This is a genomic window from Lishizhenia tianjinensis, from assembly GCF_900116425.1.
In the GTDB taxonomy this organism is placed as follows: Bacteria; Bacteroidota; Bacteroidia; order Flavobacteriales_D; family Crocinitomicaceae; genus Lishizhenia; species Lishizhenia tianjinensis.
Map to the genome: position 1 here is coordinate 1,198,056 of NZ_FPAS01000001.1, position 22,524 is coordinate 1,220,579.

The 22,524-nt window shown below is 38.2% G+C and carries 19 protein-coding genes and 1 riboswitch; of the genes, 12 read left to right on the plus strand and 7 right to left on the minus strand.

Translation table 11 applies throughout. The features are described from left to right. Window positions 1–366: 366 nt before the first annotated feature. From BM327_RS05540 to BM327_RS05560, 5 genes are all read right to left on the minus strand, one after another. Window positions 367–1,539, minus strand: coding sequence for a trans-sulfuration enzyme family protein (locus BM327_RS05540; RefSeq protein ID WP_090247324.1), 1,173 nt, complete (start codon window positions 1,537–1,539; stop codon window positions 367–369). Further along, a complete protein-coding gene (locus tag BM327_RS05545; protein ID WP_170853678.1) occupies window positions 1,536–1,952 on the minus strand; it encodes an OsmC family protein in 417 nt (138 codons plus the stop codon). The genes BM327_RS05540 and BM327_RS05545 overlap by 4 nt, the downstream gene beginning before the upstream one ends. A 1-nt stretch (window position 1,953) precedes the next feature. After that, window positions 1,954–3,183 carry a homoserine dehydrogenase gene (locus tag BM327_RS05550; protein ID WP_090247326.1) on the minus strand — a complete coding sequence of 410 codons (1,230 nt, stop codon included), beginning with the start codon at window positions 3,181–3,183 and terminating at the stop codon, window positions 1,954–1,956. Next, on the minus strand, window positions 3,180–4,244 hold the full coding sequence (locus tag BM327_RS05555) for a homoserine O-acetyltransferase family protein (protein WP_090247327.1): 1,065 nt from the start codon (window positions 4,242–4,244) through the stop codon (window positions 3,180–3,182). Before BM327_RS05555 ends, BM327_RS05550 begins: the two co-directional genes overlap by 4 nt. 126 nt (window positions 4,245–4,370) lie before the next feature. Continuing rightward, window positions 4,371–4,462, minus strand: a riboswitch (SAM riboswitch). A 167-nt stretch (window positions 4,463–4,629) separates the two neighbouring features. After that, window positions 4,630–4,878: a hypothetical protein gene (locus BM327_RS05560; protein WP_090247328.1), complete on the minus strand. Its 249-nt coding sequence runs from the start codon at window positions 4,876–4,878 to the stop codon at window positions 4,630–4,632. Between the two features lie 88 nt (window positions 4,879–4,966). On the opposite strand from BM327_RS05560, the gene BM327_RS15845 reads away from it, so the two are divergent. From BM327_RS15845 to BM327_RS05580, 5 genes are all read left to right on the plus strand, one after another. Next, complete coding sequence (locus tag BM327_RS15845) at window positions 4,967–5,122, plus strand: hypothetical protein (RefSeq protein WP_170853679.1); 156 nt, start codon at window positions 4,967–4,969, stop codon at window positions 5,120–5,122. Window positions 5,123–5,124: 2 nt separating this feature from the next. Further along, window positions 5,125–5,874 carry a hypothetical protein gene (locus BM327_RS05565; RefSeq protein ID WP_090247329.1) on the plus strand — a complete coding sequence of 250 codons (750 nt, stop codon included), beginning with the start codon at window positions 5,125–5,127 and terminating at the stop codon, window positions 5,872–5,874. A 268-nt stretch (window positions 5,875–6,142) separates the two neighbouring features. Then, entirely contained in the window at window positions 6,143–7,423 is a 1,281-nt protein-coding gene (locus tag BM327_RS05570; RefSeq protein ID WP_090247330.1) for a methylmalonyl-CoA mutase family protein, read from the plus strand. Beyond that, window positions 7,423–9,555 carry a methylmalonyl-CoA mutase gene (gene scpA / locus BM327_RS05575; RefSeq protein WP_090247331.1) on the plus strand — a complete coding sequence of 711 codons (2,133 nt, stop codon included), beginning with the start codon at window positions 7,423–7,425 and terminating at the stop codon, window positions 9,553–9,555. Before BM327_RS05570 ends, scpA begins: the two co-directional genes overlap by 1 nt. Before the next feature lie 75 nt (window positions 9,556–9,630). Further along, complete coding sequence (locus tag BM327_RS05580) at window positions 9,631–10,341, plus strand: T9SS type A sorting domain-containing protein (RefSeq protein WP_170853680.1); 711 nt, start codon at window positions 9,631–9,633, stop codon at window positions 10,339–10,341. Window positions 10,342–10,477: 136 nt separating this feature from the next. Here BM327_RS05580 and BM327_RS05585 read toward each other — a convergent pair whose 3' ends face one another. Both BM327_RS05585 and BM327_RS05590 read right to left on the minus strand, forming a co-directional pair. After that, window positions 10,478–11,794 (minus strand): THUMP domain-containing class I SAM-dependent RNA methyltransferase, encoded by a 1,317-nt coding sequence (locus BM327_RS05585; RefSeq protein WP_090247333.1) that lies wholly within the window; start codon window positions 11,792–11,794, stop codon window positions 10,478–10,480. Beyond that, the gene (locus BM327_RS05590; RefSeq protein WP_244526194.1) at window positions 11,794–12,450 is read right to left on the minus strand and encodes a trimeric intracellular cation channel family protein; all 657 of its coding nucleotides are present in this window, start codon (window positions 12,448–12,450) and stop codon (window positions 11,794–11,796) included. The genes BM327_RS05585 and BM327_RS05590 overlap by 1 nt, the downstream gene beginning before the upstream one ends. 16 nt (window positions 12,451–12,466) lie before the next feature. Here BM327_RS05590 and BM327_RS05595 point away from each other — a divergent pair, with 16 nt between their 5' ends. From BM327_RS05595 to BM327_RS05625, 7 genes are all read left to right on the plus strand, one after another. Next, window positions 12,467–14,749 carry a patatin-like phospholipase family protein gene (locus BM327_RS05595; protein ID WP_090247334.1) on the plus strand — a complete coding sequence of 761 codons (2,283 nt, stop codon included), beginning with the start codon at window positions 12,467–12,469 and terminating at the stop codon, window positions 14,747–14,749. 60 nt (window positions 14,750–14,809) lie between these two features. After that, the gene (locus BM327_RS05600) at window positions 14,810–15,874 is read left to right on the plus strand and encodes a VOC family protein (protein ID WP_090247335.1); all 1,065 of its coding nucleotides are present in this window, start codon (window positions 14,810–14,812) and stop codon (window positions 15,872–15,874) included. Between the two features lie 87 nt (window positions 15,875–15,961). Continuing rightward, on the plus strand, window positions 15,962–17,038 hold the full coding sequence (locus tag BM327_RS05605; protein WP_090247336.1) for a DUF4249 family protein: 1,077 nt from the start codon (window positions 15,962–15,964) through the stop codon (window positions 17,036–17,038). Between the two features lie 46 nt (window positions 17,039–17,084). Continuing rightward, on the plus strand, window positions 17,085–19,568 hold the full coding sequence (priA, locus tag BM327_RS05610; RefSeq protein WP_090247337.1) for a replication restart helicase PriA: 2,484 nt from the start codon (window positions 17,085–17,087) through the stop codon (window positions 19,566–19,568). Window positions 19,569–19,608: 40 nt separating this feature from the next. After that, window positions 19,609–20,577, plus strand: coding sequence for a hypothetical protein (locus BM327_RS05615; protein WP_090247338.1), 969 nt, complete (start codon window positions 19,609–19,611; stop codon window positions 20,575–20,577). Between the two features lie 24 nt (window positions 20,578–20,601). Further along, window positions 20,602–21,507, plus strand: a complete 906-nt coding sequence (menA, locus tag BM327_RS05620; RefSeq protein ID WP_090247339.1) for a 1,4-dihydroxy-2-naphthoate octaprenyltransferase — start codon at window positions 20,602–20,604, stop codon at window positions 21,505–21,507. Further along, window positions 21,498–22,517 (plus strand): o-succinylbenzoate synthase, encoded by a 1,020-nt coding sequence (locus BM327_RS05625; protein WP_090247340.1) that lies wholly within the window; start codon window positions 21,498–21,500, stop codon window positions 22,515–22,517. Before menA ends, BM327_RS05625 begins: the two co-directional genes overlap by 10 nt. The last annotated feature ends 7 nt before the right edge of the window (window positions 22,518–22,524 follow it).

Genomic DNA, 22,524 nt, shown 5'->3' on the forward strand with positions numbered 1-22,524 from the left:
AACTATAGATATTATTTATAACTTTTAAATAAGAGCCTTCGATTAATATTGAGGCAATGTTTTGGAGGCTACCGGCCGCGTTTTCCGCTGTATAACTTGCCAAAAATGCAAATTCAACTAAGGCGCAATTGCGCTTCCGGTGGTCGCAAATTTCACCCAAGTTTCCTTAGCCCTTTTGTTTAAGTTATGCCGCTACTACCGCTGGTAGAAATAAATTGAATCACCACAACTTGTCCTTTATAAAAACGCAATCAATCACATTGTTTTTTATAAACCTTAAGACAATATATAACACTATAAACTAACTTTTCAAAAAACAGTCTTATGCTGATTGAACAAAGTTGCGGTGATTCAATAAATCGAGTATTACTTTTTTTGACTCACTTCCAAAGCCTGGAAAACATCCGCTACAATATCTTCTAAATGTTCCAAACCAACCGACAAACGAATTAAGCCATCCGATATCCCAACGCTGGCTCTATCTTCTGGTGTTAATTTTGAATGTGTTGTACTTGCAGGGTGTGTGGCTATACTTCTGGTATCTCCTAAATTGGCCGTAAGCGATAACATTTGTAAAGCATCTAAAAATTTTCGTCCCGCACTTAAACCTCCTTTTATTTCAAAACTTACTATTCCTCCTCCAAGCCTCATTTGTTTCTTTGCTAAAGCATATTGTGGATGTGTTCTAAAATGCGGATACTTTAAAGTTTCCACAGCTGGATGTATCGCCAGACGTTCTGCCAAAGAAGCTGCGTTAGCAGAGTGTTTTTCTATACGTAGGGCTAAAGTCTCTAAAGATTTGCTCAGCACCCACGCGTTAAACGGACTCAAACAAGGTCCTGTATGTCGGGCAAAACCCTCTACTTTTTTTATAATTTCTTGTGTAGATAAAATCACTCCTCCCATGGTTCTACCTTGACCATCTATCCATTTTGTTGCCGAGTGAATCACGATATCCGCCCCAAACTCAATGGGTTTCTGAATAATAGGTGTAGCGAAACAATTGTCTACTACTAATAAAAGTCCATGCTTTTTACAAATCTCACCCAAGCGTTCTAAATCCACGATATCCAAGCCCGGATTAGAAGGCGTTTCTACATAAACCAACTTGGTTGTTGGCAAAATAGCGCGTTCAAAACCTTCATAATCCTGACTCCCTACATAACTTGTATGTATGCCCCATTTGGGTAAAATCTCCGTAAACAACTTGTGCGTACTTCCAAAAATGGCGCTACAACTTACAACATGATCTCCCTTCTCTAACAAAGCCCCAAAAGTTGAGAATACTGCTGCCATACCAGAGGCAGTTGCAAAACCCGCTTCAGTTTTTTCCAGTCGGCACATTTTATCTATAAACTCACTTACCGAAGGATTAGAATAACGCGAGTAGATATTTCCTTCTTGTTCATCTGCAAACAGTGCACGCATGTGCTCCGCATTTTCAAAAGCGTAACTACTGGTTAAATACAAAGGAGTACTGTGCTCTCCAAAAGGAGACTTTTCATTTTGTAATCGTATGGCCAAAGTTTCGTCTCTCATTCTTTCAGTCGTATTTTGGTTTCTATTTTCACTTCGTCTTTTATCATATTCCTTACCGAACAGTACTTATTGATACTCAGGTTAACCGCTTTCGCCACCTTTGCCAAATGCTCTTCTTCCGTGATTACAAACTCTAGAATAATTTCCTTAAAAATGGCGGGCACTTGATCTTTCACACGTTCGGCTTCTATATTCACTTCAAAGTGTTCTAAGAAAATGCGTTGTTTATTTAAGATGTGTACCGTATCTATACTTGTGCACAGGGCTAAACTTGAGGCAAACATTTCCATAGGTCGCAAACCATCGTCGCTACCCCCTACTGCCGCACTCGCTGTAGATCTACCGACTAAGTCTCCCGCTTTATAAATATTGAAGTCTAGTTTTTCTTGCTCTTTTACTAAGGATAATTTCATTTCATACATAATTTAGGGCTTCCACTTTGGGTTGAGAAGCCAGTTCTACTTCATTCTCTGGTAATACGGCTACAAATAAATCTGCCGTCGCATTTAAATTTAAGGGAAGTAAATCTTCGAACCTAATCCAACCTGTTTTATAATAGTAATCTGCACTTTGGTAATTTTCTTCCACGTGCAAGAAAGAAAGCTCTTCTAGACGCTTGGCATCTGTTGAACCTACATACACTTTCACTTTAAAATCTTGCGTTAAACTTAAATCCGTTAACACATTCGATTTTTTATACTCGTATTGATAGTCATATAATAATGCCGAAATATCGCTTAACACTGCACTCGCCGTAGGTAAACTTCCCGCACCCTGACCTTTGAACAATTGCTCATCAGAAAACAAACCTTCAACTGTTACACCGTTCAAAGCATTATCTATGGCATAGCAGTTATGGTCGGCAGGAATAAAGTGTGGAGCAACATAGGCCAAAAGTTTGTCATTTAATTTAACCGCCTTTGCCAAAAGTTTCACTTTTAATCCCTTCTCCTTGGCATACCTTACATCTCTTTGTTTAATATGACGAATCCCATAATTGAAAACATCTTTAGGTTCTACCGTTAAACCAAAGGCGTGTTTCACCAAAATACACAACTTAAACTTGGCATCAAAAGCATCTACATCAAGGGTTGGATCAGACTCTGCATAGCCTAAATCACTGGCTTCTTGCAAGGCTTCATCATAAGATTTACCGGCATCGGTTTGTGTTAAAATGTAATTGGATGTCTCATTGAAGATACCTTCTAAACGCGAGAGTACATCTGATGTATAATACTCCTCTATATTTCTAATTACAGGAATACTTGCACATACTGCTGCCTCGTATAAAAAGGAAACTCCATTGTCTTTGGCCAAGTCTATCAATTCGTCCAAATGCTCGGCAATTAACTTTTTATTGGCACTTACCACATGTTTTTGCCTACGCAAAGCTTCGGTTACTATTTCATACGCAGCTTCTGCATCATCTATCAATTCAACCACCAGGTTAATGTTGGGGTTTTCTAAAATTTCTGCTTTATCAAAACCATATAATTCTGGAGCTATACTTCTCTTTTTGCTTCTATCTTTTACAACAATGCGTTCTATGTTGGCTTTAATTTGTTGTGTTTCATGCAGTACTTTGTACAATCCACTTCCCACACATCCAAATCCGAATAATCCTATGTTTAACTTTGTGCTCATACCGCTACTTTCTTAAATTTTGTAATCTTGTTTCTGTTAAAATTGTTGTTGATGTAATCATCGAGGTACTCTATGATTTGCTCCTTTTCGATGAGGAAACCATCATGTCCGTAAGGAGAATCTATGATACCTAATTGCGCATTTGGAATTTGCTCGGCTAAAAACTCTTGTTCTTCTTTTGGAAAGAGTCCGTCACTGTTCACTCCTATCACCAAACATGGGTTTTGTATCACTCCTAAAGCCCTATGGAGTCCGCCTCTATTTCTCCCAACATTGTGGGCATCCATGCTTTTGGTAATGGCGTGATAACTAAAAGCATCGAAGCGCAAAGCAAACTTTACTCCTTGGTATTGTTGGTAACTAGAAGCTTTAAATTTGCTGAGTTCACCGTTGAAGTTTTCTTGTTGCGTCTGATTGTACAGGGCAGCAGTTCTGTAACTCAAAAGTGCGATGGACCGCGCAGCAACCAATCCGGTTTTGCCCCCTAATAAACTCTTGCGGTAAAAACTCCCATCACTCTCTATGGCCAATCGTTGCGATTCGTTGAATGCAATTCCATGTGGTGAATGTTGTGCATTCGTCGCAATTAAAATGGATGATTCAAAAACATTGCTGTTGAGTATGTTCCATTCTAAGGCGATTTGTCCGCCGTAAGAAGTCCCAACAAGGTGCTTAATTTTGCTTATCCCCAAGGAAATTCTCAAAAGATCAAAGGCACGTGCCGTATCACGGGTGGTTACCAAGGGAAAACTTCTAAAGTAACGCTCTTTGTTGCGCTTAAAAGATAGAGGATGAGTAGATCCATAAGGAGAGGCCAAGTTATTGGCACAGACTACAAAATAGCGTTTGGTATCTATAACCAAACCTGGACCTACGATGCCCTCCCACCATTGGGTTGGGTTTGTATCACCAGAGAGTGCATGACAAATCCACACCACATTATCCTTTTGAGGATTGAGGGTACCAAAAGTTTGGTAAGCCACAATCAAATCCTCTAATTTTTCGCCAGACTCCAAAAGAAAATCTTCTTCTGTTATCCATTTCTCCACGTTATTTTTCATTCAAAAATAATTTTGGAGCGAATGCAAAAAGTAAAAACTCACAGCAAGGACAATGACTTGCGCAATTTTTATGTAAAAACAAATTTGGAAATTGCCGAAGCTAGAATTTCACAGTTTACATCACTCAATTTATCTATCAGGAATTGGCACCATGCTCATCGTTTGAGCGGGTTGCCAGAGGGTCATAGAGCCTGTCTCTCACCTCTTCTACATAAATCGAGGAACCTGTGTTCTTCGACGCCACAAAGATAGAGTAGAATAAAATTTAAAAGCAAGAAAATTTTTAAAATTATTTTTCTCCTAAGTTAAAAACACAGTATTCACGGGAGTTATAGCCATAAAAAAAGTCCCGAAAAATTTCGGGACTCAGATGAAGTTAATGGAATTAGCGAACTAATTTTTCCATTTTTCTAACTTGTAGGGGAAGATGTTCTGTGGCTAAATTTCTGTCCACTTTTTTCACTGGATAATTTTTAATAATTGCATCGGGGGCTGGTTTTTCTATGGGTATTGCTATAGCTCTTGGGCAGCTTCTATACAAGGGATTTTTTTCGTGATCTCCTGCACTTGCAACACCCGCAAGAAAAGTAAACATTGCCGTTAATGCCAGTGCTTTATACATGAATGTTTTCATCTTTTTAAATTTTAAATCTGTACACACAAATTCAAAAGCTATGCCATCTTTTTTATATTTTAGGAAAAGTTATTTTTGCCGAAAAAAAATGCAGAGCTACATTTTGGCCTTGATTCCTGCACTAATTGCAGGATCTATCAATAGTTACTACTGGTACACCCGCGGATATAGAGGAGGAAAACTATTTTTCATGGGTACCATAGCGTTTTACGGCATCACCTTATTGATTTTAAATTTGTTTTAAACATGCAACTACTGCGCAACCATCTACAAAGTCTACTACAAAGCATACAACTCTTAAGCAAGGGAAAATTTTTAATCTTCTTTATCCCTGGTATTTTGGTGAGTTTTTTCTTTTTCCTTTTGGTGAAAATTATCCATTTCATTTTCGGATTATTGGATTACGCAGGAGAAATTCCATGGGTTGGAAGTAGTTTAAGAACAGGATTTGCTGCCATGGATACCTGGAGCGAAGTAGGCTTAATTTACATTTTGCAGTTTTTTATTTTAACCCTCTTATCTCCTTTCAACACCCTCTTAAGTGAGCGCATAGAAAATGAAGTTACGGGTTCTACTTTTAAAAGTGGATGGGAGCAAATTATCAAGGATGTTATCCGCATGATAGGTATATTATTGATAGGTTTTGTAATAGATATTTTCCTTTTCATTCTTTGGGATTTAACTCTGGCCAACCTTTTTAACCTGGATAGCCTCACCCCCGTGTACTTACTTATAATCAATAGCTTTTGGTTTGGGTTTGCTTTTTACGACTTCTCTTTAGAACGCCACAAAATCTCTAGTAAAAACAGTTATAAATTTGCATTAAACAAGTTTGGCTATATGATTTTAACGGGTGCCCTTTTTACACTTCTACTGCGTCTACCTTATTTTGGTGTGGCCATAGGGTCTGTACTAATGACGGCGGTGGCTACACTCAACTTCTTAGCTTTACAAAAAGCATCAAAGAGGGACTGCAGCGACAGCTTGGAGGAGTAAAAACCTGCCAAAACTCAGAAGAAAAAAGCGACCCAAGAAGCTCTTTTTCTGACCTAGTTTTAAAGGAATTTTAATGCTACAACTACAGCGTAAGGCCCGGTGCGAAAAAAGGAGATAATTTTCCCAAAATTGATCTACTTTTTACAGCAACTTTGCCCCTAACTTTAAAATTTCACACAATTCTTTCTGATTCGCCCTTGGACATGGGTGCTACTCCTCTTTAGTTTTATATTTTTGTGGGTAACGCTGAGCGATTGAAACTAAAATTATGAGTGATTTTTTCAAAGATTTTACAATACCCAGTTTAAACGACTGGCAAGCCAAAATAACCAAGGATTTAAGAGGTAGCGACTTCGAAGAAGCGATGACCAATACCTATCCCTTGGAAGAAATAAGCTACAAAGCAAATTACCACTACTCTACCTCTGAGGTAGAAAATGAAATACCTGGAACGGGTGACTATAAAAGAGGCGGAAAATTTGAACAAAATGCCTGGGAAATCATGGCGGAGGTTCCTGCCAATTTAGATGCTAAAGCTCAAAATGCTTATGCGCTAGATGCTTTGATGAAAGGAAACACAGCTTTGCGTTTGGACTTCGGAAATTTCTCTAATGAAGAATGTAAAACCGTAGTTGAAGGAATAGGCTTTGCACACATCCATACATTTATTACGGTAAACAATGAGGAACAATTTGAATTGGCCCAAGAGATTGCTTACCAAACTGAAAATAAAGTACGTATACTTTCTAAAAACTCGGTTGCCAAAAACATTTGTATAGACGCAAGAGAAGTTTTGGTGAGTGGTGGAAATTCTACGCAGGAAATTGCTTATGCCTTGCACAAAGGGCATGAAGAATTACACCTTTTGATAGAGAACGGTGTGAGCGTGGATAATGCTGCAGCTTGTATACACTTCAAATTGGGTATAGGAAACCTTTACTTTTTAGAAATCGCCAAATTCAGAGTGTTGCGTAAATTGTGGAGCTTTATTGTGGAGCAATATCAACCTGAGCATGCGTGTTCTAAGGTAGCTACCATAGAAGCTCAAACGATAGATGTAAACAAATCGGTGAAAGATCCTTACACTAACTTACTACGTTTAACAACAGAATGTTTAAGTGCTGCAGTGGGTGGAGCTGATTTTATAGTGGTTCGTCCGTACGACCAAAGAGCAACCAACAAACGTCCAGAGTTTACACAGCGTATGGCCAACAACATTTCTTTGATTTTAAAAGAAGAGTCTTACATAGACAAAGTAATAGACCCGGCTGGTGGAGCTTATGCTTTAGAAGCCATTACTGAAGTTTTGGAAGAAAATGCATGGAAGCGTTTCCAAGCTTTAGAGAACGGAGAAATGGATGCTTTTATCGCTGACGTAAATGCAATTAGAGCACAACGTATTGCCAGTGTGGAAGAAAAGAAAAACACCTTGATAGGAATCAACAAATTTCCGAACATTACAGATGAAGACAACACGTGGCTAGCAGCCGAAAAAACGGTGTTTGGAAGTGAATTAATTTTAGAAAGAGACGCTAACGTAGAATTGTAATGGAGAAGGTAGATTTTAGAACATTAGATATTAAAACAACGGCGTCTGCTCCTAAGCACGAAGCCAAAGAAATATTCGATACCGCTGAGAAAATTAAATTACAGAATTTTTACAGCAAAGAAGACATAAAAGATAGTAAACACACGGCTTACGTAAGTGGTTTACCTCCTTATTTGGGAGGCCCCTACTCCACAATGTATACGGTGAGGCCTTGGACCATTCGTCAATATGCTGGATTTAGTACGGCAGAAGAATCGAATGCTTTTTACAGACGTAATTTGGCGGCTGGACAAAAAGGTTTATCGGTTGCTTTTGATTTAGCGACACACAGAGGTTACGACTCAGATCATGAACGTGTGGTAGGAGACGTTGGAAAAGCCGGTGTTGCCATAGACAGCATTTTAGACATGAAGGTTTTGTTTGATCAAATTCCTTTAGACAAGATGTCGGTTTCTATGACCATGAATGGAGCTGTAATTCCTATTATGGCTTTTTACATTGTTGCAGCAGAAGAGCAAGGCGTTGACAAGAAAGACTTGGCAGGAACCATTCAGAATGATATTTTGAAGGAGTTCATGGTACGAAATACCTACATCTACCCGCCCAAGCCTTCGATGAAAATCATTTCAGACATCTTTGAGTACACTTCTCAAAACATGCCGAAATTCAACTCTATTTCTATTTCTGGTTACCACATGCAAGAAGCAGGTGCAACCGCAGGAATTGAGTTAGCTTATACCTTGGCAGATGGTTTAGAATATCTAAAAGCTGGTATAGAAGCTGGTTTAAAAGTGGATGAATTTGCACCGCGTTTGAGTTTCTTCTGGGCCATTGGAATGAACCACTACATGGAGATTGCTAAAATGAGAGCCGGTCGTTTGATTTGGTCGAAATTAGTAGCACAGTTTAACCCTGAGAATCCAAAATCTTTGGCGTTGAGAACGCACTGCCAAACTTCTGGATGGAGTTTAACAGAGCAAGATCCTTTCAACAACGTGGCAAGAACGTGTATAGAAGCCTTGGCTGCAGCCTTTGGTGGAACACAATCATTACACACCAATGCTTTGGACGAGGCCATTGCTTTACCAACAGATTTCTCTGCACGTATAGCGCGTAACACGCAAATTTACCTACAGGAAGAAACTGGAATTACGGATGTTATTGACCCTTGGGCAGGAAGTTACTACGTTGAAAAATTAACCGAAGAGTTGGTGGACAAAGCGTGGGAGTTGATTGAAGAGGTTCAGGAATTGGGTGGAATGGCCAAAGCCATAGAAACAGGAGTTCCAAAAATGCGTATTGAGGAAGCTGCGGCAAGAAAACAAGCGCGTTTAGATGCTGGAAAAGATATTTTAGTAGGTGTAAACCGCTACCAATTAGAAAAGGAAGATGCTATTGAAATTTTAGAGGTTGACAACACTAAAGTGCGTCTTTCTCAAATTGAACGTCTGGAGAAACTAAGAGCGGAAAGAGACGATGCAAAAGTGAAAGCTTCTTTGGCGAAGTTAGAAGAAGTTGCCGCTACAGGAAAAGGAAATTTATTGGCAGCTGCAGTAGATTGTGCGCGAGACAGAGCCTCTTTGGGTGAAATTTCAGCAGCCATGGAGAAAACTTTTGGTAGATACCAAGCAACAATTCGATCTATTAGTGGTGTTTATTCATCAGAAGCTATGCAAGATAAAGACTTTGAAAATGCTCAGGCTTTGGCCAATGAGTTCGCAGAACTAGAAGGAAGACGTCCGAGAATTATGGTGGCGAAGATGGGACAAGATGGTCATGACAGAGGTGCTAAAGTTATCGCAACCTCATTTGCCGACATAGGATTTGATGTAGATATAGGACCTTTGTTCCAAACACCTGCAGAAGCAGCCAAGCAAGCTGTAGAAAATGACGTACACGTATTAGGTGTGAGTTCATTGGCTGCAGGTCACAAAACTTTGGTTCCACAAGTAATAGAAGAATTAGAAAAATTAGGCCGAGGAGACATTATGGTAGTTGCCGGAGGAGTAATACCTCAACAAGACTATGATTTCTTGTATGAAGCCGGTGTTTTTGGGGTGTTTGGACCTGGAACAAAAATTTCCAAAGCTGCTCAAAACATCTTAAATTTACTAATTGAAAGTACCAAATAATCGATTTTATACATAAACGGTTATGGTAATTAATATAAAATGAGCACTTTTGTGCCGCAATTAAAAAATATAACTATGAAAAAATTTTTACTTACAATCGCTTGTTCAGCTGTTGCAGCTTTAACATTCGGACAAAAAGAAATCGCTGTTACTTTAAACTTACCAGCAACTAATGACGTAATTACTCAAGGAGTAGCTTTCGATTTAGACTTTACTGTTACGAATAACGGTCCTGATGACTTAGTTGTTGAAGATACTGTATACTTCGGTTTAGCTTTAGATGGACAATTGGTAACACAAGGTGTTTACGCAGCAAACAGAACTACTGGTACTATTGCAGCAGGAGGATCATTCACTTACACAACTGACATATTCAGTTTCCCACAATTGGGAGATAACAACCAACACTCTTTCTGTGTAGTTGTATTGTTAGCAGATTCTGATTCTTCTTACAACTTTGTATCTGAGACAGACATGACAAACAACCAATCTTGTAACGACATACAATTTGCTGGATCTACAGCAAGTACAACCGAGTTTGGTCAAGTTGTTAACGCTATCTCTGCATTCCCTAACCCAGCAACTTCTACAGTAAACTTTGAAGTTTCTACAGGAGCTGAGGAAATCGTTATTTACGATGTTAACGGAAAAGCAGTAAGAACTGTAGCTGTTGAAAACGAAATTGAAACAGTTGATGTTTCTGATTTAGAAAATGGAGTTTACTTCTACGCTGTTAGATTCGAAAACGGTGAAGTAAAACAAGAAAGATTAGTAGTTAGCAAATAAGCTTAACGCAACTTTTTATAAGTCCCGGTTCATTCATTTGAATCGGGATTTTTTATGCACCAAAGTTTTTGAAGAGGAAGCATAAAAAAAATCCCAGCTCTAAGGAACTGGGATTTTTTAAACTATTTAAAGTGCTTTAATCATCTTCTCTTTTTCCGTATTTACTTGCACCTTCACCTCTAATCTTTCTGATTTTATCCATCAAATTGTTGGTTACTACTTGCTCTTTATTGTCGGTTTCTTCTTTGCGCTTTTTTGGAGCTGGAGCCGGTTTACCCTTTCTAGGTTTTGGCTTGTATTCTTCATTATTAAACTTAGCACGTTTAGAACCATCGTAGATGCTGTACTTTCTAAAACTACAAGGTAAAGAACCGTTGTATAATTTCAATCTTCTATCCGGACGTAAACCTAAATTCTTAAATCCATCTTCAGAAGAAGAAATTACCCAGCATTCGTATCCTTTCAATTCTTGCTTAAACCAATCTCCTAATTCTTCATACATACGGTCTATATTCTCTCCCATACGCTCTCCGTACGGAGGGTTGGTAATGAGCATCCCTTTAGGAGTAGGTCGTTTAACATCTTTAAAGTTCGCTACGCTGAAGTCAACATTGGCCACGATAGGAAGCACACCTGCATTTCTTCTTGCTTTTACAATTACCTCTCCATCTAAATCAGAACCATAAATGGTAAAACCTAAGTCAACCGCATTTTTATTGGCTTTCGCATAAATCTCCTTCCATGCTTTTTCGTCAAAGGTTTTTAGGCCCTGAAAAGCATAGTATTCTCGTTTAATGTTTGCTGGAATGTTCGCCGCCATTAACGCAGCCTCTATCACCAAAGTTCCAGAACCACAGAAAGGATCTATCAAAGTAGATTTTCTATCCCATCCAGACAATTTTAACAAACCTGCAGCTACAACTTCATTTAAAGGCGCCTCACCGGTACCTGTTCTATATCCACGTTGAAACAAAGGAACACCTGATGTATTTAAAGACAAGGTTACTTGCTTTTCCCTAACATATAGGTCTATCATTACATCTGGATCTCTTAAATCGACATCTGGTCTTTCACCTTCTTTTTCTCTGAACACATCAGCAATTGCATCCTTCACCAAAAGGAAAGGGAATTGTGAGTGATTAAACAAAGTAGAATTCACCGCACCTTTAACCGCAAAGGTGTTGTCCATGGTAAACAAAGATGTCCAATCTATACGCTTAGCTCGTTTGTAAATGTCTTTTTCCTCTGTAATTCTAAAGCTATCTAGCTCTACCAAAACAGAAATTGCACAACGAAGATTCAAGTTTAAATCGTAAACCGTTTTCCAATCACCTTCTAATTGAACCGCTCTGTTGAGTTCTTTTACATTTTTGTATCCTAACTCCTCTATCTCTTGTTTCAGCACTTGCTCCAAACCAAAGAGCGTTTTTACTGTGATTGTTAAATTCTTCATTACTTCTTATTAAAAACATTTTTAACCAAAGGCATATGCCATTTGCGCCAAACCGCTAAAGTACGTATAATAACGATGACACTCATAGAGATTACGAGTAAAGGCACAGAATTTCCAAATCCTAAGTAGGTCCCTACTAAATAAATTCCACCACCGCTTATACAAGCTGTTGCGTAGACTTCTTTTCTAAAAATAAGCGGTATATCGTTACACAATACATCGCGAATAACACCACCAAAAGTTGCAGTAATTACCCCCAGTAACAGAGCCACAAAGGGCAATTGATCAAACTCTAATCCTTTCTGCAAACCAGCGATTGTAAATAAACTCATCCCCAGGGTATCGAAAACGAAGAAGGTTTTCCTCATTTCTCGAAAGCTACTTTGAAAAAATATACCTATGGTTGCCCCCAGCATTACCGTTATAATCAAACTCATAGACGACATCCAGGCAACATCTGTATTCAGCAATAAATCGCGCAGGGTACCCCCTCCTAAAGAGGCGATAAATGCAATGATGTATCCACCGAAAAAATCCATGTCTTTCTCTGATGCTGTCAACACCCCACTTATGGCCAAAAAGAACACCCCTATATGATCTATTACATCTAATATCACTTTCCTAGATTCTCTAAAAATTCTTCTATTTTTGTACAAATAACACAATTTTTGTTTGAGACACCTAATAGTTTTTTTATTAATCTGTTGCGGACTCCTTTCCCAGCAAGCTAATGCTCAGCGCGTAGGTGTAGTTTTGAGTGGTGGCGGAGCTACGGGCTTGGCGCATATAGGTGTACTCGAAGCTTTAGAAGAAGCCAACATCCCCATAGATTTTATTACAGGTACCAGTGCAGGAGCGTTTATAGGCGCTATGTATGCCTCGGGATATTCCCCAAAACAAATAAAAGCCTTGGTACTTTCGGAAGAATTTCAAACCATGACACGTGGTGAACTTACTCCCGAAACAAGTTTTCTACTCAGAAATGACGAACAGGATGCCAGTATGTTCTCCTTTCGTTTGGATACAGACAGTTTACTCCGAAACCCTTTGCCCACTAACTTTGTAACTCCAGCTTTGATGGATTACAGAATGTTAGAAATTCTCGGGTTGAACTCGGCCAATCATTCTCAAAACTTTGACTCTTTATTTATCCCCTTTCGTTGCGTGGCCTCAGATATAGCCAACAAGAAAAGTGTGGTCTTTAAAACCGGAAACTTGAATGAGGCTGTAAGGGCTTCTATGACTTATCCTTTTTACATCAACCCTATTACCATAGACAGTGTGCTTTACTTTGACGGTGGACTTTACAACAACTTCCCTGCAGATGTTCTATACGAAGAATTTGATGTTGATTATATCATAGGAAGTAATGTATCCTACAACGCTGCTCCACCTACAGAGGATGATATAGTGAGTCAGATTACCAACATGCTGGTTACACCAACCATTTTTGATTTACCCTGTAGTCAAGGTATATTATTAGAACCCCAAACTGGAACCAACACCTTTGAGTTTGAAAATGTAAAACAAGCCATAGATGCCGGCTACAAGGAAACGGTAGCAAAACTAGACAGTATAAGGGAACACATATTTAGAATTACTACAGAAACGGAACTCCGCAACAAACGTCAAACTTATTTCTCGCAACAAACACCTTTGAACATAGAAAAAGTTGTTGCTTTAGATAAAAATGGTGACACGCTGGACTTTGTTATTCAATCTATCAAAGGCCCTAACAGCAAAAGAAATTTAGACCAAGATTTACTCAAAAAAAGATATTTCAGAGCCTATTCCTCACCACAAATAAGCTTCCTTTATCCGACCTTAAAAAAAGTGAGCGATTCCACCCATGCCCTTTTCTTATATGTTAAAAAAGAAAAGAACTTAAAGTTTGATGTTGGAGGACACCTTTCTTCGAGAGCAGTAAATACAGGTTATCTAGCGGCCTCCTTCGCTGGCTTGAGAAAAACAGGAATTAACGTTCAAGCCTCAACATATTTCGGGAAATTTTATGGTTCAGGAAAATTGAAGGGTACCTTTGATATACCTGCAAGTTATCCGTTTAGATTTAGTGCATATTACGTAAGAAACAGGTGGGATTATTTCATCAATTTCGCCACTTTCTTTGAAGAAGTAAAACCTTCTTTCTTGGTGCAAAATGAAGACTACTATGGGGCAACCTTCAGTTTTCCCTTAGGTAACAAAAGAACTTTAGAGTTTGACTTTAGAGACTTTAGCTTGGAAGACAACTACTACCAAACCGATGATTTTTTAAGTTCAGATACTGCCGACGTTACCTTTTTTGACGGTCAATCCGCTGCCTTAATTTTCAATACCAACACCCTTAACCGCAAGCAATGGGCAAGTGAAGGGTACCAACTTTACGTCAAAGCTCGTTTTGTTTCAGGAAAGGAAAGAAGTGTTTCTGGGTCCACCTCTCCGATAGACTATGATTTCAGAAAAAAGCACACCTGGTTAAATGTGGAAGTGAAAGGGAGTTATTTTCCGGTGAGAACCCAACAATTTAAATTTGGTTTTACCGGTCAGGGAGTATTCAACACCCAAGCCCTCTTTGCCAACTACACAGCATCCATACTTAGCGCACCGAGTTTTTCACCCTTACCAGATGCCAAAACATATTTCTTCGAAGACTACAGAGCCGCACAATATTTAGGAGGAGGAATGAATTTTATTTGGTCCTTAAACAACGCGCTAGATTTACGTATAGACCCCTATATTTTTCAACCCATCAAGAAAATTGAAAGGTCTAACGAAGGAAACTTCTACTACGCATCTTGGGGAGAACCTAAAATAATGGCCGCAGGTTCTATCATTTATAACAGTCCAATTGGTCCGGTAAGATTCACCACAAACTACTTCCCTGTACAGGAAAAACCGTGGAGTGTTCAATTGAGTTTTGGTTATGTACTTTTCAACGATAGAGCCATCCGTTAATTCTATAAAAATCCTTTTTATCTTAATTAGAATATTAATTTTACCCATCAAATTTAAGGTATGGGAAAAATTATATGTGGTATTCAACAAATGGGTATAGGTGTACCTAATGTTGAAGAGATATGGAAATGGTACAGAAAATTCTTTGGTGTAGATGTAAAAGTTTTTGAAGAAGCTGCTGAAGCACCCTTAATGACTCCTTACACAGGAGGTGTTGTTCAAAAAAGAACAGCAACTTTAGCACTTTCTATGGAAGGTGGTGGTGGATTCGAAATCTGGCAATTCACATCTCGTAACACAGAAAAAGCAGAATTTCCTATTCAACTTGGCGATTACGGATTATACATTTGTAGAATTAAATCAAGAGATGTAAAAGCCTCATACGACTACATGAAAAAAGAAGGTGCAAAGGTTTTAGGAGCACTTAAAACAGCACCAAACGGTGAACCTCATTTCTTTGTGGAAGACCCTAACGGAAACATTTTCAACGTTGTTCAAGAACAGGTAGTTTTCTCTAAAACTAAATTTGCAGGAAAAACGGGGGGAGTTGCTGGATCTATGATAGGCGTTAGCGATATAGACAAGGCCCTGAAACTTTATGCGGATGTACTCGGATATTCTAAGGTAGAATATGACGTTACTGAGGTAGCAGATTGTTTCTCTGACTTACCACAAGGTGATAAAAAAGTAAGACGTGTTTTGCTTTCTCACCCGCAATTAAGAAAAGGACCATTTGCCCAACTTTTGGGTCCTACTAAAATAGAACTCGTACAAGCTGTAGAAAGAACAGATTGTCGTAAAATCTTCGAAAACAGATATTGGGGAGACTGGGGGTTCATACACCTATGTTTTGATGTTCAACGCATGGAAGATTTGAAAGAAGAATGTGCAAAAGCAGGATTCCCTTTCACCATAGACACAGGAGAAACCTTTGACATGGGAGAAGCCGGAGGTAGATTTTCTTACATCGAAGATCAAGACGGTACCCTAATAGAGTTTGTAGAAACTCACAAAGTACCCGTTGCTCAGAAATTAGGTTGGTACATCAATCTAAAAAATAGAAACCCTGAAAAACACCTCCCAAAATGGATGTTGAAAGCCATGGGATTAAACAGAGTAAAATAAATCATTGATTCACAAGTTATGAGAATTGACTGAATGGTTATGTATTTGGTCAATTTTCATTTAACTTTACCACCTAAACTATAAAGCATGAAACAATTATCTTTTTTTCTAACACTTTTCAGTGGTCTTTTACTATTCTCGTGTAGTACAGAATTTAGTATCAACGGAGAATACCAAGAAACACCGATAGTTCATGCCATTATAGACGCTAACGATACCATACACTACATCAAGATTAACAAGACTTTCTTGGGAGATGGAAATTCCTTTGAGTTCGCGCAAATACCAGATTCTTCTTATTTTAAGTCTGTAGAAGGTAAAGTTGCAGAATTTGTAAACGGAACAAAAATTAGAGAATTTACTTTAAGAGACACAACGATTACCAACAAAGAAGAAGGAGTTTTCTACGCGCCTGAGCAAGTGGTGTATTACTTTCAAACACCTGCTACGAATAAGTTAAATCCGGAGGCTCGATTAGATTTAGAATTAGACTTGAACAATGGTTCTCACATCGTAACAGCTTCAACCGAGTTGGTTTATGGAGTGGAAGTAACAGATCCAAAAAATATAACTCAATTGAACTTTGCGGAAGATAAAGTTGAAGACAAAGGAGATTACAAAAATGAAGCATTTAAATTCTCTGAGGGGGTAAATGCAGTGGTGTACGACTACCGTATCTTTATTACCTATAACGAATTTACTGCCGCGGGCAGTACTCAAAAAACCTTAGAGTGGAAAATTGGAGAACAAGATAGAGAAAGTACTACCTTAGGGCTCATCAATATGAATGGAATTAACTTCTATGAATTATTAAGAAACTCAATTCCACAAGACGAGGATGTAATCAAAAGAACTTTGCATTCTATGCGTTTTCAAGTGGTTGGCGGATCTGAAGATTTATACAACTATATATTAGTAAATAAACCTTCTTCTAGCCTAGCGCAAAACAAACCCACTTTTACAAACTTAGATGGGGCTTTAGGAGTTTTCACCTCACGCATGAAACACTCTATTACCCGAACTGCATTTGGAGGATTTTCGCCAAATTCGAGAATCTTATCGGTAAACTCTACTAAAGAATTGTGTCAAGGAGCCATTACTTCTCCTCTTCTTTTCTGTAGTGATTTCATTAACGACCAAAACTATAATTTCTACTGTAATTAAGCGTCCACATCAATTGTAGAACTTTCCTTTTTTCTATCTTTATCGGGTGGCGGAAAGAAAGACATTTTTTGTAGAAGTATTACTCCCTTTGGCTTTAAACAAGTCATTTACATACAGAGTTCCATTTGAGTTGAATGAACATGTAAAACCGGGGATAAGAGTAGTTGTTCCCTTTGGAAAAGCAAAGTTATTTACCGGCTTAATCACGAAAGTTCATGAGGATGTACCCAGCTATCAAGCCAAGTACATAGAACATGTTCTGGATGAAAATCCTATCATCACAGGAAATCAATTTAAGCTGTGGAATTGGATTGCAGATTATTACATGGCTCCCTTGGGAGATGTTATGAACGCTGCGCTTCCTTCTAACTTCAAACTCGCCAGTGAAACGAAGATCATTCTTCACCCCGAATTCAATAAAAACATTCTGGACAGATTAGATGATAGAGAATATCAAATCTATGAGGCACTGGAGATTCAAGAAGAATTGGATTTAAAAGAAATCTCAGAAATTGTAGGCATCAAAACCATACAGCCCATCATCAATAAACTGATTGGATACAAAGTACTTTTAACCAAGGAAGAATTACGTCACAAATTCACGCCAAAAACAGCCTTGTTTATTCGCCTTACGGATGAATATGCGCAACAAGATAAATTAGAAGCTTACTTGCAAGAACTATCCGACGCCAAAGGAAAGGACAAACAACTGCAAGCCATCTTAACCTATCTAAAACTCGGTGGTTTAAAAGGCAACAAGGCCGAATTTATTCTCAGAAAAAGATTAGAGAGTGAAGGTGCTTCCGTTTCATCTTTAAATACACTTGAGAAGAACGGTGTACTGTTTAGTGATCGTTTGGAAATTTCTCGTTTGGGAGAAGCTGATGACGAAACCAAACAACGCAAGGCGCTATCTGAAGATCAGCAACGTGCTTTGGATGAAGTAAGAACTTCTTTTACAGATAAAGATGTGTGTTTGCTACACGGTGTAACAGGTTCTGGTAAAACAGAAATTTATGTAGAACTCATACAAGAACAACTGGATGCAGGAAAACAAGTTCTATTCTTACTGCCAGAAATTGCTTTAACCACACAGTTAATCAACAGACTTTCGGCGTATTTTGGAGATTTAGTAGGAGTTTACCATTCCAAATTCAACCAAAACGAACGCGTGGAAATTTGGAATGCTCTGCTCAATAACAACCCCACAAAGTTTAGAATTATACTTGGTGCAAGAAGTAGTTTATTCCTTCCATTTAGAGATTTAGGATTAATTATCATAGATGAAGAGCACGAAAGTTCTTTTAAACAATATGATCCTTCTCCACGCTACAATGCCAGAGATAGTGCCATTGTTTTAGGGGCTTTGCACAAGACCAAAGTGTTGCTTGGTTCGGCTACCCCTGCGTTTGAAACTTACTTTAACGCCCAAGAAGGAAAGTTTGGTTTGGTAGAATTGAACAAACGATTTGGTGATGTTCAAATGCCAGAAATTCTCACGGCTAACCTCAAAAAAGAAAAGATACAAAAGACCATGAACATGCACTTTAGTTCTTTCTTGGTGCAACACATGGAGGAAGCCCTGCAAAACGGGGAACAAATTATTCTTTTCCAAAACAGAAGAGGATATAACCCTATATGGAATTGTGAGATTTGTGGTTGGACCCCCAAGTGTAAAAACTGTGATGTCTCTTTGACCTATCACAAACATGGTAACGCCTTGAAGTGTCACTACTGTAGTTATTACGCAGCCCCTATGGGGTCATGTCCAAAATGTAGTTCTAACCGACTTAAAATGGTTGGTTTTGGTACAGAAAAAATTGAAGATGACTTGTCTGTACTCTTCCCCAAAGCGAAAGTTCAGCGTTTAGATTTAGATACAACACGCCAAAAAAACAGCTACTCAGAAATCATCTCTAATTTCGAAAATAGAGAGATAGATATATTGGTAGGAACGCAAATGGTCACCAAAGGATTGGATTTTGACAATGTTTCTTTGGTTGGAATTTTAGATGCGGATTTGATGCTTAACAGAGCAGATTTTAGAGCCTTTGAAAGGAGCTATCATTTGATGTCGCAGGTTGCAGGTAGAGCAGGAAGAAAAAGTAAAAGAGGTAAAGTTATCATCCAAACACACGATGTTGACCACTGGGTTATTCGTCATGTTATAGAGCACGACTACAATGGTTTTTATAAGAATGAGATTATGGAGCGTAAAAACTACCTCTACCCTCCCTTTTATAAAATCATCAACTTCACTTTAAAACATAGAAAAGAACAAGATTTAGAGGCTATGGCAGCAGATTTTGGTCGCCGACTCTACAATGTATTTGGTTCCCGTATTTTAGGTCCGGAAGCCCCGGCCATAAAGCGTATACAAAACAATTATATACAAGTGGTAAAGCTCAAAATGGAAAGGGAAGCTTCTCCGAAAAAAGTGAAAGCAAAAATCACTGAGATTATAGATAAATTCTACAGCGAACCCATGCATAAATCTGTCCGCATAAATATAGACGTAGATCCGATGTAACTTTTAATAGGAGTATCGTTAAGTAGTAAAACCTAAATTTATGAAACAAATAATTCTATCCATTTGCTTACTACTCACCGCTACTTTCTATGCACAAACTGTAAAAGTCAAAACCCAAGTGGGTGACCTTGCTGTGGTATATCATACAAACGACCAAGAACTAAACGGAGCATACCTTGCCAAATACCCAAATAAGAATACTAAAGTTCAGGGTTACTATGAGGCCAATAAAAGACAGGGTGCATGGTACTTTTATGCCGAGGATGAAGCATTGATGTTTATTCATGTTTACGCCCAGGGTGTATTACTCAAAAGTTATTACAGTGAAGCCGAATACCAAAAGGCAATGCAAGAAGAAATGCTAAAAGCACCCTTTCCTCCTCACGATAATAATTCCTTAAATCAACTAGAAAAACTACCCACCGTTGTAGAAGAAAACATTATTTGGACAGAACGCTTGTGGAGAACAATAGAACTTAAAGACAACCCTGCACTACTCGGCAATCAAATCCTTCAAACGCTTCTTGACAATGTAGCCAAGGATTCTATAACTGCTTACTCTGCCATAGACGATGAATTTACCACACCCCTAGAAGGACTGAAACTAACAGAAGATACTCTTGAATTGGTTGGATTTAGAATCAAAGAAGATTGGTTTTATGATACCCTTCAACAACAACTCAATTTTAGAATAGTGGGCATAGCACCTCTGCTTAAAAACAACAATAAGACCTATGAACTTTGTTGGTTTTATTACAATGAAATACGATCTGTATTGCATGACTTAAGCTATGTTAAAAATGGGACTCAATGGAGCATAGATCACTTTTTCACCTACTACAATTACAGCGGTAGTATTGACAAGTTTTCGAATAAAGAAGACAAAAGCATAGCTGAAATGGCAAGCAGTAAAAAGGAAAAACAAAGCCTTGAAGATAGAATAGCCATCCAAAGATATACGGTAGAAGAAATCTTTATGATGGAGTCCTTTTTAAAAGCCAATAAATAATAGGGAAAAAATTATCTTTGGCCTATGACAAAGATGCAAGCTTGGGTAAGTGCTGCGCGTTTGCGTACCTTACCCCTTTCTATATCAGGAATTTTATTCGGAAGTTTCTACGCTTATTATTTAGATAAATGGGATGGCTTATTGTTTGGACTAGCCATGGCCACTACCCTTTTGTTACAAATACTTTCAAATTTTGCCAATGATTTAGGAGATACGCTAAAAGGTGCAGACAATGAAGGTAGAGTTGGTCCACAAAGATCTGTACAAAGTGGAGCCATCAGCGTAAAAGAAATGAAAGGTGCTGTTATCTTATTTTCTGTGCTCTCATTAGCCACTGCAATTCCATTGGTTATATTGGGAACAAAAGATTTACCGGCCACTATACTCTATACCTACATCTTTTTAGCGGTTGCCTGCGTTATTGCAGCCATCACTTATACAATGGGGAAAAAAGCCTATGGTTATAATGGTCTGGGAGATGTTTTTGTTTTCATCTTTTTTGGACTCGTAAGCACCTTGGGAATATTTACTCTTTTAGCAAAAAGCTTTGATGTACTATTGATTATCCCCGCAATTGGTATCGGTTTGTTGAGTACAGCAGTTTTGAATTTGAACAACTTACGCGATCATGAAAATGACGCTAAAGTGGGAAAAAACACCATTATCGTTAAGATGGGATACGAGAAAGGAAAACGCCATCATTACCGTTTAATCTCTATGGCATTTTTCTGTTTTCTAACCTTCTTTGCATTACAAGAAAATGCTTGGATGATGATAGGATTATTACCCTTTGCTCTTTTAATGAAGCATTTAAACTTTGTTAAGAAGGAAGAAACTCCTCAAAATTTAGATCCAGAATTAAAGAAGGTGGCTTTATCTACCTTTTTGATTTGTTTGCTATCATCTATACTTTTTGTACTATGTCGTTAACAGCCAGATTTGAGAAAAAGACCTTTGATTTTAAACGTCCGTCAGGTACGAGTCGTGGGGTGTTAACCCAAAAACACGCATGGTTTATCTACCTTAAAGAAGATGATTTTGAAGCACTAGGTGAATGCAGCATCATTACTGGTCTATCTCCAGACTTTGTAGATTTCGATCAGTATGAAGCGAAAGTAAAAGAGGTTGTTGCTAACATTTCATATTATGTCTTACATCAAGAAGAGCTGGAAACATATCCATCTATCTTGTTCGGACTCGAAATGGCCTTAGAAAACTTAAAGCAAAAACAAGAGTTAGTTTATTTCCCTTCAGACTTTACAACAGGTCAATTAGAAATTCCGATTAACGGATTGATATGGATGGGAGAAAAACAATTTATGTATGATCAAATTCAAGAAAAGATAGCTGCTGGATTTGATTGTATTAAAATGAAAATTGGTGCTATAGACTTTGAAGCAGAATTGGAATTATTGTCCTTTATCCGTTCAAATTTCAGCAAGGATGAAATTGAAATCCGTGTGGATGCCAATGGAGCTTTTGCACCAGAAGATGCTTTAGAGAAACTTGAACGTTTAGCTGCCTTTGATTTACATTCCATAGAGCAGCCTATAAAAGCAGGACAAATAGCGAAAATGCGTGATTTGTGTAAATCAACGCCCCTGGCAATAGCCTTAGATGAAGAATTGATTGGTGTTTACGGTACTAAACGACGCGAATTATTAGAAACAATTTCACCTCAATACATCATTTTAAAACCAAGCTTACACGGAGGTATAGTAGGAACAAAAGCATGGATAGCTCTTGCCGAAGAATTAAACATAAAATGGTGGATGACCAGCGCTTTAGAGTCTAACGTTGGTTTATCTTGTATCGCACAACTTACCGCACTTTACAATACAAACATGTACCAAGGTTTGGGCACAGGACAGCTCTACACCAATAATATTGAGAGTCCTTTAGAAATTAGAAAGGGTAAGATATTGACAAAAATAGACTAGAATAAGT

What these genes read in the sequence shown, in the direction of transcription:
- BM327_RS05540 (WP_090247324.1), bottom strand. Translation starts at nt 1,539, where the DNA reads ATGAGAGACGAAACTTTGGCCATACGATTACAAAATGAAAAGTCTCCT.
- BM327_RS05545 (WP_170853678.1), bottom strand. Translation starts at nt 1,952, where the DNA reads ATGAAATTATCCTTAGTAAAAGAGCAAGAAAAACTAGACTTCAATATT.
- BM327_RS05550 (WP_090247326.1), bottom strand. Translation starts at nt 3,183, where the DNA reads ATGAGCACAAAGTTAAACATAGGATTATTCGGATTTGGATGTGTGGGA.
- BM327_RS05555 (WP_090247327.1), bottom strand. Translation starts at nt 4,244, where the DNA reads ATGAAAAATAACGTGGAGAAATGGATAACAGAAGAAGATTTTCTTTTG.
- BM327_RS05560 (WP_090247328.1), bottom strand. Translation starts at nt 4,878, where the DNA reads ATGAAAACATTCATGTATAAAGCACTGGCATTAACGGCAATGTTTACT.
- BM327_RS15845 (WP_170853679.1), top strand. Translation starts at nt 4,967, where the DNA reads ATGCAGAGCTACATTTTGGCCTTGATTCCTGCACTAATTGCAGGATCT.
- BM327_RS05565 (WP_090247329.1), top strand. Translation starts at nt 5,125, where the DNA reads ATGCAACTACTGCGCAACCATCTACAAAGTCTACTACAAAGCATACAA.
- BM327_RS05570 (WP_090247330.1), top strand. Translation starts at nt 6,143, where the DNA reads ATGAGTGATTTTTTCAAAGATTTTACAATACCCAGTTTAAACGACTGG.
- scpA (WP_090247331.1), top strand. Translation starts at nt 7,423, where the DNA reads ATGGAGAAGGTAGATTTTAGAACATTAGATATTAAAACAACGGCGTCT.
- BM327_RS05580 (WP_170853680.1), top strand. Translation starts at nt 9,631, where the DNA reads ATGAAAAAATTTTTACTTACAATCGCTTGTTCAGCTGTTGCAGCTTTA.
- BM327_RS05585 (WP_090247333.1), bottom strand. Translation starts at nt 11,794, where the DNA reads ATGAAGAATTTAACAATCACAGTAAAAACGCTCTTTGGTTTGGAGCAA.
- BM327_RS05600 (WP_090247335.1), top strand. Translation starts at nt 14,810, where the DNA reads ATGGGAAAAATTATATGTGGTATTCAACAAATGGGTATAGGTGTACCT.
- BM327_RS05605 (WP_090247336.1), top strand. Translation starts at nt 15,962, where the DNA reads ATGAAACAATTATCTTTTTTTCTAACACTTTTCAGTGGTCTTTTACTA.
- BM327_RS05615 (WP_090247338.1), top strand. Translation starts at nt 19,609, where the DNA reads ATGAAACAAATAATTCTATCCATTTGCTTACTACTCACCGCTACTTTC.
- menA (WP_090247339.1), top strand. Translation starts at nt 20,602, where the DNA reads ATGACAAAGATGCAAGCTTGGGTAAGTGCTGCGCGTTTGCGTACCTTA.
- BM327_RS05625 (WP_090247340.1), top strand. Translation starts at nt 21,498, where the DNA reads ATGTCGTTAACAGCCAGATTTGAGAAAAAGACCTTTGATTTTAAACGT.